At 68.4% G+C, this 15472-nt stretch carries 14 protein-coding genes; 12 read left to right on the top strand and 2 right to left on the bottom strand.

What is annotated here, in order from left to right; genetic code table 11:
- The first annotated feature begins 83 nt into the window (after positions 1-83).
- The 11 genes from BMX57_RS03105 to BMX57_RS03055 all read left to right on the top strand — a co-directional run bounded on the left by BMX57_RS03105 (position 84) and on the right by BMX57_RS03055 (position 12207).
- The gene (locus BMX57_RS03105; RefSeq protein WP_092362441.1) at positions 84-917 is read left to right on the top strand and encodes an FAD binding domain-containing protein; all 834 of its coding nucleotides are present in this window, start codon (positions 84-86) and stop codon (positions 915-917) included.
- On the top strand, positions 910-3657 hold the full coding sequence (locus BMX57_RS03100; RefSeq protein ID WP_092362439.1) for a molybdopterin-dependent oxidoreductase: 2748 nt from the start codon (positions 910-912) through the stop codon (positions 3655-3657). The genes BMX57_RS03105 and BMX57_RS03100 overlap by 8 nt, the downstream gene beginning before the upstream one ends.
- On the top strand, positions 3647-5128 hold the full coding sequence (locus BMX57_RS03095) for a 6-hydroxynicotinate reductase (RefSeq protein ID WP_092362437.1): 1482 nt from the start codon (positions 3647-3649) through the stop codon (positions 5126-5128). Before BMX57_RS03100 ends, BMX57_RS03095 begins: the two co-directional genes overlap by 11 nt.
- The gene (locus BMX57_RS03090; RefSeq protein WP_308419726.1) at positions 5116-5985 is read left to right on the top strand and encodes a UPF0280 family protein; all 870 of its coding nucleotides are present in this window, start codon (positions 5116-5118) and stop codon (positions 5983-5985) included. The genes BMX57_RS03095 and BMX57_RS03090 overlap by 13 nt, the downstream gene beginning before the upstream one ends.
- On the top strand, positions 5978-6559 hold the full coding sequence (locus BMX57_RS03085; RefSeq protein ID WP_092362435.1) for an amino acid synthesis family protein: 582 nt from the start codon (positions 5978-5980) through the stop codon (positions 6557-6559). Before BMX57_RS03090 ends, BMX57_RS03085 begins: the two co-directional genes overlap by 8 nt.
- Positions 6556-7137, top strand: a complete 582-nt coding sequence (locus BMX57_RS03080; protein WP_092362433.1) for an amino acid synthesis family protein — start codon at positions 6556-6558, stop codon at positions 7135-7137. Before BMX57_RS03085 ends, BMX57_RS03080 begins: the two co-directional genes overlap by 4 nt.
- A 62-nt stretch (positions 7138-7199) precedes the next feature.
- Positions 7200-8408, top strand: coding sequence for an ABC transporter substrate-binding protein (locus BMX57_RS03075; protein WP_218142413.1), 1209 nt, complete (start codon positions 7200-7202; stop codon positions 8406-8408).
- A 57-nt stretch (positions 8409-8465) separates the two neighbouring features.
- Entirely contained in the window at positions 8466-10310 is a 1845-nt protein-coding gene (locus tag BMX57_RS03070; protein WP_092362431.1) for an ABC transporter permease, read from the top strand.
- Positions 10307-11077 carry an ABC transporter ATP-binding protein gene (locus BMX57_RS03065; protein ID WP_092362429.1) on the top strand — a complete coding sequence of 257 codons (771 nt, stop codon included), beginning with the start codon at positions 10307-10309 and terminating at the stop codon, positions 11075-11077. Before BMX57_RS03070 ends, BMX57_RS03065 begins: the two co-directional genes overlap by 4 nt.
- Entirely contained in the window at positions 11070-11771 is a 702-nt protein-coding gene (locus tag BMX57_RS03060) for an ABC transporter ATP-binding protein (RefSeq protein WP_092362427.1), read from the top strand. Before BMX57_RS03065 ends, BMX57_RS03060 begins: the two co-directional genes overlap by 8 nt.
- Positions 11772-11781: 10 nt before the next feature.
- Entirely contained in the window at positions 11782-12207 is a 426-nt protein-coding gene (locus BMX57_RS03055) for a MarR family winged helix-turn-helix transcriptional regulator (protein ID WP_092362425.1), read from the top strand.
- Between the two features lie 160 nt (positions 12208-12367).
- Here the strand turns inward: BMX57_RS03055 and BMX57_RS03050 are convergent, their stop codons facing one another.
- Both BMX57_RS03050 and ychF read right to left on the bottom strand, forming a co-directional pair.
- Positions 12368-13534 (bottom strand): amidohydrolase family protein, encoded by a 1167-nt coding sequence (locus tag BMX57_RS03050; protein WP_092362423.1) that lies wholly within the window; start codon positions 13532-13534, stop codon positions 12368-12370.
- 86 nt (positions 13535-13620) lie between these two features.
- Complete coding sequence (ychF, locus tag BMX57_RS03045; RefSeq protein WP_092362421.1) at positions 13621-14718, bottom strand: redox-regulated ATPase YchF; 1098 nt, start codon at positions 14716-14718, stop codon at positions 13621-13623.
- Between the two features lie 194 nt (positions 14719-14912).
- Between ychF and BMX57_RS03040 the strand changes: the two genes are divergently transcribed.
- A complete protein-coding gene (locus tag BMX57_RS03040) occupies positions 14913-15407 on the top strand; it encodes an acyloxyacyl hydrolase (protein ID WP_092362419.1) in 495 nt (164 codons plus the stop codon).
- Positions 15408-15472: the final 65 nt, after the last annotated feature.

The following is a 15472-nucleotide window of genomic DNA, read 5'->3' as shown; positions in this document are numbered from 1 at the left end:
AATCCAATTCCCTCAATATCATTCGTATACAAACAAGAACCACCCTGCCGATACCGGCAGGATCCGACAGGGGGCCCGAGAACTTGGGCTATCACGCTCCGACCGATCTGAACGAGGCGCTTGACCGGCTGGCGGCTGGCGGCGTGCGCATCGTCGCCGGCGGAACCGACCATTTCGCGGCCCGCCAACCGGGCCCCGAGCCCGTGCCGCTGCTCGACGTGACCCGGGTGGCCGCGCTGCGCGGGATCACGCGGCAGGATGACGGCTGGCGGATCGGGGCGGCGACCAGTTGGACGGACATCGCCCGCGCCGATCTTCCGCCCGCTTTCGACGGGCTGCGCGCGGCGGCGCGCGAGGTGGGCGGCATCCAGATCCAGAATGCCGGAACCGTGGCCGGAAACCTGTGCAACGCCTCGCCGGCGGCCGACGGGGTGCCGCCCTTGCTGACGCTGGCGGCCGAGATCGAGCTGCGCTCGGTGCGCGGCACAAGACGGCTGCCGCTATCCGAGTTCATTACCGGGCCGCGCCGGACCGCGCTGGCCGCCGACGAGATGGTGACGGCGATCCACGTCCCCGCCCCGCCCGAGGGCGCGCGCGGCGCATTCCACAAGCTGGGCGCGCGGCGCTACCTGGTGATCTCGATCACCATGAGCGCGGCCCTGATCGGGCTGGACGCGGCGGGCCGGATTACTGTGGCGCGCGTCGCGGTCGGCGCCTGCTCGGCGGTGGCGCAACGGCTGACCGCGCTGGAGTCGGACCTGATCGGGCGGCGCCCCGGCGAGGTTGCGCTCGCCCCGGCGCATCTGGAACCGCTGGCCCCGATCGACGACATGCGCGCCGGCGCGGCCTACCGCTCCGCCGCGGCGGCCGAACAGGTGGCCCGCGTCATCCGCACGGCCGGAGAAGCGCATGGATAAGCGCGTCGAGAAAGACACCGTTGCCTTCACCCTCAACGGCGCGCCGGCCCGCATCACCCCGCGCCCCGGCGAGCGCCTGTCCGAAAGCCTGCGCGAACGGCTGGAGGCGCGCGACGTCAAGATCGGCTGCAACGCAGGCGATTGCGGCGCCTGCACGGTGCTGGTCGATGGCGCGCCGGTCTGTGCCTGCCTGATGCCGGCCCACCAGGCGGAGGGCCGTGTGGTCGACACCTTGCGCGGCCTGGTGGCGCGCGACCCGGCAACCGGGCGGCTGGCCCGGAATTTCGAGGCGCAGGGCGCGGCGCAATGCGGCATCTGCACGCCGGGGATGATGGTCGCGGCCACCGCCCTGCTGCGCGAGACACCCGCCCCGGACGAAAGGCAGGTGATGGATGCCCTGGGCGGCGTGCTGTGCCGCTGCACCGGCTATCGCAAGATCATCGAGGCGGTTCTGGCGACCGGCACGGTGCCGGCCCCGTCAGGCAACGGCGCGGTGGGCGATGCGATTCGTCGGCTGGACGGGGCCGCCAAGGTGGAAGGGCACGAGGCCTTCGGGGACGATATCGCTCCGGCCGGAACGCTGGAGATTGCGCTGATCCGGTCGCCGCATCCCCGCGCGGCCTTCCGTCTGGGCGACCTGGACGGGTTCGCGGCGACGACCCCCGGCATCGTCGCCGTGCTCAGCGCGGCGGATGTGCCGGGGCGCAACCTGTACGGCGTCATTCCCGGTTTCGAGGATCAGCCGGTCTTTGCCGAGACCGAAACCCGGTTCCGCGGCGAGCCTGTGGCCGCGATCATCGGCACCCCCGAGGCCATCGCGGGTCTCGATCCCGGCTCGGTCCCGGTCGACTGGACACGGCTGCCGGATGCGCCGACACCGCAGGAGGCCATGGCCGCCGGCGCGCCGCAACTGCATCCCGGCCATCCCGGCAACGAGATGTGCACCGGCCATGTCCGCCGCGGCGATGCCGATGCGGCGCTGGCGCGGGCCGATGTGCTGGCCCAGGCGCGCTTTTCCACCGGTTTCGTCGAACACGCCTATATCGAGCCCGAGGCCGGTTTCGCCTGCATGGATGGCGACAAGGTCGAGGTGCATGCCTGCACCCAGGCCCCGGTCATGGACCGCGACGCGCTGCAGGGCATCCTGGCACTGCCGGCCGAGCGCATCCGCATCATCCCCAGCGCCGTGGGCGGCGGGTTCGGGGCCAAGCTGGACATCTCGGTGCAGCCCTACCTGGCCCTGGCGGCGATCAAGACCGGACAGCCCGTGCGGCTGTGCTATTCGCGCACCGACTCGATGCAGGCCACCACCAAGCGCCACCCGTCCGAGATCGACCTGCGCATCGGCGCCGCGCGCGACGGACGGATCTGCGGCATGGCGTTTGACGGCATCTTCAACACCGGTGCCTATGCCAGCTGGGGGCCGACGGTGGCGAACCGGGTGCCGGTCCATGCCTCGGGGCCCTACATGGTGGCCGATTATCGCGCCCGCGCCACCGGGATCTACACCAACGCCCCGCCGGCCGGGGCCTTCCGCGGCTTTGGCGTGCCGCAAGCGGCGATCGCGCAGGAAAGCCTGTTCGACGACCTGGCCGGGCAGCTTGGCATGGATCCCCTGGAGTTCCGCATCGCCAACGCATTGGAGAACGGGCAACCCACGGTCTGCGGCCAGGTCTTCTCGCAGGGCGTGGGCATCAAATCCTGCCTCACGGCCCTGCGCCCGGCCTGGGCGCGGGAACGGGCCGCGGCAGAGCGGTTCAACGCCGAGAACCCCACCTTGAAGCGTGGCGTCGGCGTCGCGGCGGGCTGGTATGGCTGCGGCAACACCTCGCTGCCCAACCCCTCGACCATCAAGGCCGGGATCCGCGCCGATGGCACGCTTTTCCTGCACCAGGGCGCAATGGATATCGGCCAGGGCGCCAACACGGTGATCGCGCAAATCTTTGCAACGGCCCTGGGCGTGGCGGTCGGTCGGCTGGAACTGGTCGGCCCGGACACCGACAGGACCCCGGATGCGGGCAAGACCTCGGCCTCGCGCCAGACCTTCGTGACCGGCAACGCCGCGCGGCTTTCGGGCGAGGCGCTCAGACGCGAGATCCTGGCCCGCGTCAATGCCGGCCCCGAGGCCGAGATCATCCTCGGCGCGGGCGCCATCGAGGTGCGCGATGACGCCACGACGCACCGCATCGACCTGGCAGCGTTGACACCAGATGCCGAGGGCTACGTGCTGCGGTCCGAGGAAACCTATGACCCGCCGACCAAGCCGCTGGACGCGGACGGCCAGGGGGTTCCCTATGCGCAGTTCGGCTATGCCGCGCATCTGGCGGTGGTCGAGGTGGACATCGCGCTCGGCACCGCGCGCGCGGTGCGTTTCGTAGCCGCCCATGACGTGGGCCGCGCCATCAACCCGCTGATGGTCGAAGGCCAGGTGCAGGGCGGCATCGCGCAGGGGCTGGGCATGGCGCTGATGGAGGAATACCTGCCGGGGCGCACCGAGAACCTGCACGACTACCTGATCCCGACCATCGGGGACGTGCCCGAGATCGAGACCATCATCATCGAAGAACCCGACGAACACGGCCCCTATGGCGCCAAGGGCCTGGGCGAACACGCGCTGATCCCGACCGCACCGGCGATCCTGAACGCGATCCACCATGCCACCGGCGCGCGGCTGCGCCGGGTCCCGGCCACGCCGTCCTGCCTGTATGCGGCAATCCGCGAGGTGCGCGATGGCACGTGAGCGCGTTAAGGAAGAGAAGATCCGCTGCGACGCCTGCCCGGTGCTGTGCTACATCGCCGATGGCCGCTCGGGCGCCTGCGACCGCTATGCCAATCACGGAGGCGAACTCGTGCGGCTGGACGCGCTGACCGTGATCGAGCAGGGCCAGGCCAAGCTGGTGCCGTTCCTCAAGGACACCGCGCCCGAGGACTGGGACGGCGATCTGGTGCAGTCCGGACGGGCCTTCGTCACCGCCGTCGGCGCCGGCACCACCTATCCCGACTACAAGCCCGCGCCCTTCATCGTCAGCCAGGAGGTCGAGGGCGTCGACATGGTCACGGTCGTGACCGAGGGCATCTTTTCCTATTGCGGGGTCAAGGTGAAGATCGACACCGACCGCCATATCGGCCACGAATGCGACGTGGTGCGCGTGGATGACGAGCCGATCGGCCATGTCACCACCTCGGAGTACGGATCAAAAATGCTCAGCCTGGGCGGGGTCGAGCATCTGACCGGCGGCTCCAAGAAGGAGGGCCGCGTAACCTGCGACGCGCTGCTCAAGCTGTGCAACCGCGAGGCGGTCGAGATGGTGATCGGCGCGCCGGGGCACGAAACGCGCGTGGTCGTGCAGGCCGGAGAGCCGCCGGTCATCGACGGCCAGCGCGAGACCCTGATGCGCGTGGGCTGCGGCTCGGCCGCGATCGGCATGTTCGCCAAGCAATGGCTGGGCCATGCCGACGAGGTCGTAGTGGTGGACGACCACATCACCGGCGTGCTCAGCGAGCATCAGGCGGGCCGGATGCTGGACGTGCCCGCCACCGGCATCCGCATCAAGGGCCGCCGGTCCACGCCGGGGCGCTATTTCCAGGTGGCCGAGCCGGGCACCGGATGGGGCGGCACGGATATCAGCGACCCGCTGGTCATCCTGGGCGAGTTCAAGCCAAAGGTCGCCTGGCCCGGCCTGCGCCTGTTCATGGTGTCGACCACGGGCGAGCAATGCGCCTATTACGAATTGGACGACGCTCTGCAGCCGCAGCAGAAAACGGTGCCCGACGCCCTGCGCAGATCGGCCGACCTGATCGCCGAGAACTGCGAGCCCTCCATATGCTCGGTCCTCTTCATGGGCGGCGCGGGCGGGTCGTTGCGGGCCGGTGTCACCGAAAACCCGGTGCGTCTGACCCGCTCGGTCAAGGAATCGCTGACCTATGTCTCCTGCGGCGGGGCCGAGGCCTATATCTGGCCCGGCGGCGGAATCACGGTGATGGCCGATGTGATGGACATGCCGACCGATGCGTTCGGATACGTGCCGACACCGGCGCTGGTCGCACCCATCGAGTTCACCATGCGCGCCAGCGACTACGCCGCCCTCGGCGGCCATGTGGACGAGGTGCGCCCGGTGGCGGACGTGATCTCGGACAGCACCCGCAAGCTGTCGAAATCCGAGCGCCAGCCCGATCCGATGGCGCCCGAGAATTTCCGGTGGCGACGCTGATGCGGCCGGTCTGCGCACCTCTCCCGGGCGGGCGGCTGCATCTGCAGCACGGCCCCATCGACCTGATCCTGGGCACCGACGGGGCGAGGGCCGAGGCCTTTGCCGCCGCGCGGCAGCGGTTCGACACGCTGCTGGAGGAACTGGTGGCGGAACTGGACCTGCTGCGCACCGCCGTCAGCTGCGAGGACGCAACGCCGCGCGGTACCGTCGCGCGGGCCATGCACCGGGCCGCGCAGGCGCATCTGCCGCTGTTCGTGACGCCGATGGCGGCGGTGGCGGGCGCGGTTGCCGATGCGATCCTGGCCGCCATGACCGCCGCCGCGCCGCTGCGCCGGGCCTATGTGAACAATGGCGGCGACATCGCGCTGCACCTTGCGCCGGGCGAGACATTCTCCCTGGCGATGGCCGGGCTGGACCGGTCCGATCTGGGCCGGATCGAGGTCGTCGGCGGCAACGGGATCGGCGGCATCGCAACCTCGGGCCGGGGCGGGCGCAGCCTGTCGATGGGCATCGCCGACAGCGTGACGGTTCTGGCCCGCGACGCCGCAAGCGCCGATGTCGCCGCCACGCTGATCGCCAACGCGGTGGACCTGCCCGACCACCCCGGCATTGTCCGCTGCCCGGCCGACACCGTTCAGGATGACAGCGACCTCGGGCCCCGGCCGGTCGTGCGCGCGGTGCCGCCACTGGGCCCACGGGAGATCGACGCCGCCCTGGACCGGGGCCGCCGCGCCGCAGACCGGATGGCGGCGGCCGGACTGATCCGGTCGGCGGCCCTGTTCCTTCAGGGCCGGTCGTGCCAGACAGGTCCGAGACACATGCGACCCGACACCGAAAGGAGCCTTGCCCATGCCTGAGATCAAGCTGCGCAAGATGGTGACATCCTGCGAGGAGATCTATCACGAGGGGGGACCGGTCGAGGAAGTCCCGCTCTGCCGCGCCGCAGCGCTGGCGGTGATCGCCAACCCCTTTGCCGGGCGCTACGAACCCGAGATCCAGGGCTTCATGGAGGATCTCAAGCCGCTGGGCCTGGACATGGCGCAACGGCTGCTGGACCTGCTTGGCGGGCCCGACCGCATCGAAGGCTACGGCAAGGGCGCGATTATCGGCGCGGCGGGCGAACTGGAACATGGCGCGTTGTGGCACGCCCCTGGCGGATACGCGATGCGCGAATTGCTGGGCGAGGCCCGCGCCATCGTGCCGTCAACCAAGAAGGTCGGCGGCGTCGGCGCGCGGCTGGACGTGCCGATCACGCATGTGAACGCCTCCTATGTGCGCAGCCATTTCGACAGTATGGAGGTGGGCTGCAACGACGCGCCGCGCGCGGATGAAATGGCGCTGGCGCTGGTCATGACCACCGGCCCGCGCATCCATTCGCGCTCGGGCGGGCTGGAGGCCTGGGAGATCAAGGGAGAGGACGGGCTGAGATGACGAAGATCCGCAAGATCGCCGTGACGGTCGAGGAAACCCACGCCGAGGCGGGCCGCAGCATCGACCCGCCCACCCGCAAGGCCGTCGCCGTGGCGGTGATCGAGAACCCTTTTGCCGGGCGCTATGTCGAGGATCTGACCCCGCTGATGGAAACCGGCGCCGAGCTGGGCGCGCTTCTGGGCCGGCGCTGCGTGCAGGCGCTGGGGATCGACCCGGCGCAGGCCGAGAGCTATGGCAAGTCCGCGATGGTGGGCGAGAATGGCGAGCTGGAACACGCCGCCGCCATCCTGCACCCGAAACTGGGCGCGCCCCTGCGCGCCGAGGTCGAGAAAGGCGCCGCGCTGGTGCCCTCGTCCAAGAAGATGGGCAGCCCCGGCCAGGTGCTGGACGTGCCGCTAGGCCACAAGGATGCCGCCTATGTCCGCAGCCATTTCGACGGCATCGAGGTGCAGTTGAACGACGCTCCGCGCGCAAACGAGATCATGGTCGCGGTCGCCGTCACCGACAGCGGTCGCCCGCTGCCCCGCGTCGGCGGGCTGACCGCCGATCAGGCCGAGGGCAAGGACGGATTGCGATAACCACTAAATGCCGGACAAAACCGGCAACCATACCCAACAGATCCAACCGGAGGACACCAAAGATGACCCTGATGCGACGTACATTCCTGGGCGCGATGACCGCGCTGCCGCTGGCGCTGACCGCGCCGGCCCAGGCGCAAGAGACCATCGTGCTGGGCGAGGTGAACAGCTATACCCGCCTGCCCGCCTTCACCGAGCCCTACAAGAAGGGCTGGCAACTGGCGGTCGAGGAGATCAACGCCGCCGGCGGCGTTCTGGGCAAGCAGCTGGAAGTGGTCAGCCGCGACGACACCGGCGACCCTGCGACCGCGATCCGCATCGCCGAGGAACTGATCTCGAAGGAAGGCGCGGTGCTGATCTTCGGCACCTTCCTGTCCAATATAGGCCTGGCCGTGGCGGATTTCGCGCAGCAGAAACAGGTGCTTTTCCTCGCCTCCGAACCGCTCTCGGACGCGATCGTCTGGTCCAAGGGCAACAAGTATACCTACCGTTTGCGCCCCTCGACCCACATGCAGGCGGCGATGCTGGCCGAGGAGGCCGCCAAGCTCGATGCGGTGAAATGGGCCACCGTGGCGCCCAACTACGCCTATGGCCAGGACGCGGTGAAGGCCTTCAAATCCGAATTGACCAAGCTGCGCCCGGACGTGGAATTCGTCGAGGAGCAATGGCCGCCGGTGTTCAAGATCGACGCCGGTTCGACAGTGCGGGCGCTGGAGGCGGCCAAGCCCGACGCGATCTACAACGTGACCTTCGGCGGCGATCTGGCCAAGTTCGTGCGCGAGGGCTCGCTGCGCTATCTCTTCGAGGACCGCGCCGTGGTCTCGCTCCTGTCGGGCGAGCCGGAATACCTGCAACCGCTGGGTGACGAGACGCCCGACGGCTGGATCGTGACCGGCTACCCGCCCGAGCAGATCGACACCGAGTCGCACAAGGCGTTCTCCGCCGCCTACGAGGCGAAGTTCGGCGAGCTGCCCAAGACCGGTTCGATCGTGGGCTACAACTCGGTCCTGGCCATCGCCGCGGCGCTGGAAAAGGCCGGATCGACCGAGACCGACGCGCTGCTGGCGGCGATGGAGGGGCTGCAAGTGTCCGACAGCCCGACGGGTCCGTTCATGTTCCGCGCCGCCGACCACCAGTCGACCATGGGCGCCTATGTGGGCAAGACCGCCCTGGTCGACGGGATGCCGACCATGGTGGACTGGACCTATGCCGATGGGGCCGACTACCTGCCCAGCGAAGAAGAAGCCGCCAAGCTGCGCCCGGCGGAATGATCTGACGCGGGGGCGGATGCGCCCCCGCCACAACGAAAAAACGGAACAGGGACGGATATGGGGTTTTATCTCGCGCAATTGCTGACGGGGCTGGCCAACGCGTCGTCGCTGTTCCTGATCGCCAGCGGGCTGTCGATCATCTTCGGCGTCACCCGCATCGTGAACTTCGCCCACGGCTCGTTCTACATGGTGGGGGCCTATCTGGCCTATTCGCTGGTAACCTGGCTGGATGGCGGCATCCTGGGCTTCTGGTTCAGCATCGTTCTGGCCGCGCTCCTGGTCGGCGTGATCGGCCTGGTTGTCGAGCTGATCATCCTGCGCCGCATCTACCACGCGCCCGAACTGTTCCAGCTGGTCGCCACCTTCGGCGTCGTGCTCATCGTGCAGGACGCCACCCTGGCGATCTGGGGCGCCGAAGACCTGCTGGGTCCGCGCGCGCCCGGTCTGGACAGCGCGGTCCGGATCCTGGGCGAACCGATCCCGGAATACGACCTGGCGCTGATCGCCATCGGTCCCGCCGTGCTGCTGGCGATCTGGCTGGTGTTCCACCGCACCCGCTGGGGCGTTCTGGTGCGCGCCGCGACCCAGGACCGCGAGATGGTCGGCGCCCTGGGCGTCAACCAGGCGTGGCTGTTCTCGGCCACCTTCATCCTCGGCTCGTTTCTCGCGGGCCTGGGCGGCGCGCTGCAGATCCCGCGCGAGGCGGTGTCGCTGCAGATGGACCTGTCGATCATCGGCGAGGCCTTCGTGGTCACCGTGATCGGCGGCATGGGCAGCGTTTCGGGCGCGTTCATCGCCGCGGTGCTGATCTCGGTGCTGAACGCCTTTGCCATCCTGATCTTCCCGCAGATCTCGATCGTCCTGCCCTTCGTGGTGATGGCGGTGGTGCTGATCGTGCGGCCCTACGGGATCTTCGGCCGGCCGGGCAGCGAGCATGGCGGCACGGAAGACCCCGACCAGCCCCTCCGACTGCTGTCGGGAAAGGGCGCCATGATGCTGGCGGCGGCGGTGATGGCGCTGGCGCTCAGCCCGGTCTTCGTGGCCGATTTCACCATGATCCTGCTGGTCGATGTCATGGTCGCCACCCTGTTTGCGGTCTCGCTGCATTTCATGATGGGCGTGGGCGGCATGGTCAGCTTCGGCCACGCCGCCTATTTCGGCGTCGGCGCCTATGCCGCGGCGATGGCGGTCAAGCTGCTGGGGCTGGGCATGATCCCGGCGATGCTACTCGCGCCCTTCGGCGCGGCGCTGGCGGCGCTGTTCTTCGGCTGGTTCTGTGTGCGCCTGTCGGGGGTCTACCTCGCCATGCTGACACTGGCGGCGGCGCAGATCCTGTGGGGCGTGACCTTCCAGTGGCAGGACGTCACCGGGGGCGATGACGGCATCCTGGGCGTCTGGCCCGCGGCATGGGCCAGCAGCGACCGGGTCTATTTCTACATCGCCTTCGCGCTCTGCATCGGCGGCATCTGGGCGCTGCGCCGCGCCGCCCATTCGCCCTTCGGCTACGTGCTGCGCGGCGTGCGCGACAGCCGCATCCGGGCCGAGGCGATCGGCGTCGACACACGGTTCCACCAATGGATGGGCTTCACCGTGGCCGGGGCCTTCGCGGGCCTCGCCGGCGTCGTCTTCGCCTTCTCCAAGGGCAGCGTCTTTCCCGACGCGCTGGGCATCGCCCAGAGCATCGACGGGTTGATCATGGTGCTGCTGGGCGGCATCCACGCGCTGGCCGGCCCGATCCTGGGCGCCGCCGCCTTCGTGCTGATCGAGGACTGGGTGACGCGGCTGGACTACTGGCGCGTAATCTTCGGCGGCATCATCCTGGTTATCGTGCTGCTGGCGCCTGACGGCATCGCCGGCGGCGTGAACCGCCTGATGCGGCTGCTGCGGAGGGATGCGGCATGAGCGCGGTTCTGGCGGTCGACGCCCTCGCCAAGAGTTTCGGTGGCGTGCACGCGGTGGATGACGTGAGCTTCTCGCTGGACAAGGGCGAGTTCCTTGCGCTGATCGGCCCGAACGGCGCCGGCAAGACCACCTGCTTCAACATGCTCAACGGCTACCTCAAACCCGATGGCGGCTCGGTCAAGCTGAACGGCCGCGAGCTGATCGGCCTGCCGCCACGCCGGATCTGGCGGCTGGGCGTCGGGCGCACCTTCCAGATCACCGCCACCTTCCTGTCGATGACGGTGCGCGAAAACGTGCAGATGGCTCTGATCTCGCATCACCGCCGCATCTACGACCTGTTCTCCCGCGCGACCCGCCTCTATGTCGACGAGGCCATGGCCCTGCTCGACCTGGTGTCGATGAGCGAACAGGCCGAGCGGCCCTGTTCCGAGCTGGCCTATGGCGACCTCAAGCGGCTGGAACTGGCCATCGCGCTCGCCCACGAGCCCGACCTGCTCCTGATGGACGAACCCACCGCGGGCATGGCGCCCTCAGAGCGCATCGCGCTGATGGCGCTGACCGCCGGCATCGTCGAGAAGCGCGGGGTGAGCGTGGTCTTTACCGAACATGACATGGACGTGGTCTTTGCCCATGCCCACCGCATCCTGGTGCTGAACCGCGGCCAGCTGATCGCCGAGGGCACCGGCGACCAGATCCGCAAGAACCCGCTGGTGCAGGAGGTCTATCTGGGCGGCGGGTCGGTCTTCGAAGGGGCGGGCCATGCTTGACGTGAAAACCCTGACCGCCCGCTATGGCCGGGCGCAGATCCTTTCGGACGTGACCCTGAGCGTGGGCGAGAACGAGGTCGTGGCGCTTCTCGGCCGCAACGGCGCCGGCAAGTCCACCACGATCAAGAGCGTGATGGGACTGGTCCAGCACGTGTCGGGACAGGTCACCTATGACGGGCAGGCGATCCTGGGCCGGGCGTCGCACATGATCTGCCGCGCGGGCCTGGGCTATGTGCCGGAAGAACGGCGCATCTTCGGCGAACTGACCGTCGAGGAGAACCTCGAGGTCGGTCGCCGCGAGCCCCGCGCGGACGCGCCGGAATGGACCTTCGAGCACCTGTTCGAGCTGTTTCCGAACCTGGCCGAACGCCGCCGCAACCTCGGCAAGCAGCTCTCTGGCGGCGAGCAGCAGATGCTGACCATCGCGCGAACCCTGATGGGCAATCCCCGGCTTGTGCTGCTGGACGAGCCATCGGAAGGCATCGCGCCGGTGATCGTCGAGCAGATGGCGACGATCATCGGCGAATTGAAACGCGAGGGGCTGTCGGTCCTGATCTCGGAACAGAATCTGCATTTCGCGCGGATCGTGTCGGACCGGGCCTACATCATCGAGAAAGGGCAGATGCGCTACGAGGGCAGCTTTGCGCATCTGGACGCGCATCCCGACATCTCGACCCGCTACCTCGCGGTCTGAGGGCGGTGACGTGAGCGAAGCGGATCGACCGTACCGGCTGGACGACCAGGTCGGGTTCCTGCTGCGCCTGGCCAGCCAGCGCCATGCCGCCATATTCCAGGCCCACACGCTGGAAGGTCTGACCCCGATGCAGTTCGCCGCCCTCGTGCGCATCGCCGAGCTGGGCACCTGCTCGCAGAACCGGCTGGGCCGCCTGGCGGCGATGGATGTGGCCACCATCAAGGGTGTCGTGGACCGGCTGCGCCAGAAGGGCCTGACCGAAACCCGCCCCGACCCGCAGGACAAGCGCCGCATGGTGATCTCGATCTCCGCCGAAGGCGCCGCACTGCTCGACCGGATGATCGACGCCGCGCACAGGATCACCGCCGAGACCCTCGCCCCGCTCAGCCAGCCCGAACGCGCGACCCTCATCGAGCTCCTGCGCAAGATCACCTGACGCGCAGGCGGGGGCGCTGCCCCCGTCGCGGCAGGCCGCGACTCCCCCGGGATATTTCCAGCAAGAGGAAAAGACCGCCCGCTCTTCCTCTCGCGCCAAATACCTCGGAGCGCGAGGCAGAGCCTCGCAACAGGAATCGAGCGCGCCGAAGGCGCTCAATTCAGGTGCCAACCACCTCCGGCAAGCGCGTGGCGGGCGGCGTGTTGCGGCTGCGGCCCGAGCACACCACGCCGTCGATGATGGTCATTCCCACGCCCGGCAGGTTGCCCAGTTGCACCGACTCCAGGATCGTCGCGCCCGGCGCGTGTTGGGCCTGGTCCATCAGCACGAAATCGGCGGCATAGCCCCGGTCAATGAGGCCGGTGTCCAGCTCGCGCTGCCGGGCCGTGTTCCCGGTGCCGAAGCAGAACGCGATCTCGGCCGGCACGTCGCCCAGGCTTGACAGCATGGCGACCATCCGCAGGATGCCCAAGGGCTGCGCCCCGGATCCCGCCGGCCCGTCCGTGCCCAGGATGATCCGCTCCATCTGCCGCAGTTCCCGCGCGGTGTTCAGCGTCAGCAGCGCGGCGCGCTCGTTGCCGTTGTGGACGATCTCGAGCCCCGCCTGGCAGCTTTCGCACAGGCAGGTGATCTGGTCGTCCGGCAGGGCCGAATGCCCGCCGTTGATATGGCCGATCACGTCCGTGCCGGTCTCCAGCACCATGTCGGCGTCGATCAGCCCCGATCCCGGGATCGACGGCCCGCCGGTGTGGATCGTCGACTGGATGCCGTATTTGCGCGCCCAGTCCACCATCTGTTTCGCGGTCTTGCCGTCCTTGACGGTTCCCAGCCCGACCTCGCCCAGAAGCTTCACGCCGGCATTGGCCAGTTCCTTGAAGTCCTCCTCGACCAGGCCATGCTCGATCACCGGCGCGCCGGCATGGACCTTGACGCCGGAGGGGCGGAAATTCTCGTACCAGCGCTGCGCCGCGATGGCCATCGCCTTGAGGCCGACGACATCCTTGGGCCGCCCCGGCATGTGCACTTCGCCGGCCGAGATCATCGTGGTCACCCCGCCATGCAGGGTCGAGTCGATCCAGTGCAACTGCTGCTGCCGCGGGGTATAGTCGCCGACGACCGGGTGCACGTGGCTGTCGATCAACCCCGGCGCCAGGGTCACGCCATGGGCATCGACCACCGTGTCGGAGTCTTCGGTGTCCAGGTCCGCCTCATAGCCCCAGTCGGCGATCTTGCCATCCATCGCAACCACGCAGTCGCCGTCATGGATCGGTTCCTCCATCTTGCCCGACAAGAGCAAGCCGATATTCCTGACCACAAGCTTTCCCATGGCACCCTCCCTCGCCCTGCGCGCCCGATCGTTTGCATGCTAACGCACGCACAACACGGGTCAAGCGCCCGACGCGCTGCCGGTGGTCAGGTGTTGAACAGGAAGTGCATCACGTCGCCATCCTTGACGACATATCCCTTGCCTTCGGCGCGCATCTTGCCGGCCTCCTTGGCACCCTGCTCGCCACCATTGGCGATGAAATCCTCATAGGCGATGGTCTCGGCGCGGATGAAGCCCTTTTCGAAATCGCCGTGGATCACGCCCGCGGCCTGCGGTGCTGCGGTGCCGGTGCGGATCGTCCAGGCGCGTGCCTCCTTGGGGCCGACGGTGAAATAGGTCTCAAGGTGCAGCAGGTCGTAGCCGGCCTTGATCAGGCGATCCAGCCCGGCCTCGTGCAACCCCATTTCCTCCAGGAACATCGCTGCCTCGGCGTCCTCCAGCTGGCTGATCTCTTCCTCGATCCGGGCGCTGATGACGACATGGGCGTTGCCCTGCTCGGCGGCCATCGCGGCCACGCGGGCGGACTGGGCGTTGCCCTCCGCCGCGTCCTCTTCGGCGACGTTGCAGACATAGAGCACCGGCTTGGTGGTCAGAAGCTGCAGCATCTTCCACGCCTTGCGGTCCTCGGCATCCACCGAGACCACGCGGGCCGGGCGCCCCTCCTCCAGCACCGCCTGCGCGGCCGCCAGCAGCCGGTCCTGCTGCTGCGCTTCCTTGTCGCCGCCCTTGAGCTTGCGGACCAGTCCGGCGCGGCGCTTCTCGATGCTCTCCAGGTCGGCCAGCATCAGCTCGGTCTCGATCACCTCGGCATCGGCCACCGGGTCGACGCGGCCCTCGACATGGGTGACGTCGCCGTCCTCGAAACAGCGCAGGACATGGGCGATGGCGTCGACCTCGCGGATATTGGCCAGGAACTGGTTGCCCAGCCCCTCGCCCTTGGACGCGCCCTTCACCAGCCCGGCGATGTCGACGAAGGTCATCCGCGTCGGGATGACCTGCTTCGACCTGGCAATGGCGGCGAGCTTCTCCAGCCGCGCATCGGGCACCGCCACCTCGCCGACATTCGGCTCGATTGTGCAGAACGGGAAATTCGCCGCCTGCGCCGCGGCGGTCCTGGTCAGCGCGTTGAACAGGGTCGACTTGCCCACGTTGGGCAGCCCCACGATTCCCATCTTGAAACCCATTGCACTCTCCTGCTCGGTTGTCCGCGCGCCGCTTCTATGCAGGTGACGGGCATTAGGCAAGCGGCTGCACCGGGAACCTGCGGAACCCGACGGCAACACTCGCCCCGGCCCGCCACAGATCCGGGCAAAAGCGTTTGCCCTGCGCCGGTGGCGCAACTACATACAGGCTCATTCGTGGCAGGGGGCTGTTATACATGAAAAAATTTGCAAAGTACTGGGTGCTGGCCCTTGCCGGATTGACCGGGGGCACCGCATCGGCGCAGGAAATGGTGTTCTCGTTGGGCTATACCAGCTACTCGCTGGAAGGATCCGAGGACAGCGCCATCGCCTCGATCGACTACAGCCATGCACCGTTTTTCGTGCGCGACCGTTTGAGCGCCGGCTGGGGCGCCGCGGTCGAAGCGACGGCCGAGGGCGATCTGTTCGCCGGCGCCGGCGTGGTCACGGAGTTCCAGCTCGACAACGGCTGGTTTCTCGAAGGCAGCGTCCTGCCCGGTCTCTATGACGAGGGCAGCGCCGGAAACGACCTGGGCAGCGCCTTCGAGATCCGCAGCCTGTTCGGGATTGGCCGCGAATTGCCCAGCGGTAACCGGCTGTCCCTGGCGATCACGCACAAGTCCAACGCCAGCACCGCGGATTCGAACCCCGGCGCGAACGCATTCTTGCTGCGCTGGCACCGGCCGTTCTGAGCGCGCCCCGCGCGGGCGGGATTGATTTTCCCGGCAACATTCGTCACATCGGGCCGACCCCGCAA

Source organism: Cribrihabitans marinus (genome assembly GCF_900109035.1).
Lineage (GTDB): Bacteria > Pseudomonadota > Alphaproteobacteria > Rhodobacterales > Rhodobacteraceae > Cribrihabitans > Cribrihabitans marinus.
The sequence above is the reverse complement of the archived record's forward strand: the minus strand, read 5'-3'. Positions and strand labels throughout refer to the sequence as shown.

Coding starts and splice junctions, on each gene's coding strand:
- BMX57_RS03040 (WP_092362419.1), top strand. CDS start 14,913: ATGAAAAAATTTGCAAAGTACTGGGTGCTGGCCCTTGCCGGATTGACC.
- BMX57_RS03095 (WP_092362437.1), top strand. CDS start 3,647: ATGGCACGTGAGCGCGTTAAGGAAGAGAAGATCCGCTGCGACGCCTGC.
- BMX57_RS03050 (WP_092362423.1), bottom strand. CDS start 13,534: ATGGGAAAGCTTGTGGTCAGGAATATCGGCTTGCTCTTGTCGGGCAAG.
- BMX57_RS03080 (WP_092362433.1), top strand. CDS start 6,556: ATGACGAAGATCCGCAAGATCGCCGTGACGGTCGAGGAAACCCACGCC.
- BMX57_RS03060 (WP_092362427.1), top strand. CDS start 11,070: ATGCTTGACGTGAAAACCCTGACCGCCCGCTATGGCCGGGCGCAGATC.
- BMX57_RS03065 (WP_092362429.1), top strand. CDS start 10,307: ATGAGCGCGGTTCTGGCGGTCGACGCCCTCGCCAAGAGTTTCGGTGGC.
- BMX57_RS03085 (WP_092362435.1), top strand. CDS start 5,978: ATGCCTGAGATCAAGCTGCGCAAGATGGTGACATCCTGCGAGGAGATC.
- BMX57_RS03070 (WP_092362431.1), top strand. CDS start 8,466: ATGGGGTTTTATCTCGCGCAATTGCTGACGGGGCTGGCCAACGCGTCG.
- ychF (WP_092362421.1), bottom strand. CDS start 14,718: ATGGGTTTCAAGATGGGAATCGTGGGGCTGCCCAACGTGGGCAAGTCG.
- BMX57_RS03075 (WP_218142413.1), top strand. CDS start 7,200: ATGACCCTGATGCGACGTACATTCCTGGGCGCGATGACCGCGCTGCCG.
- BMX57_RS03100 (WP_092362439.1), top strand. CDS start 910: ATGGATAAGCGCGTCGAGAAAGACACCGTTGCCTTCACCCTCAACGGC.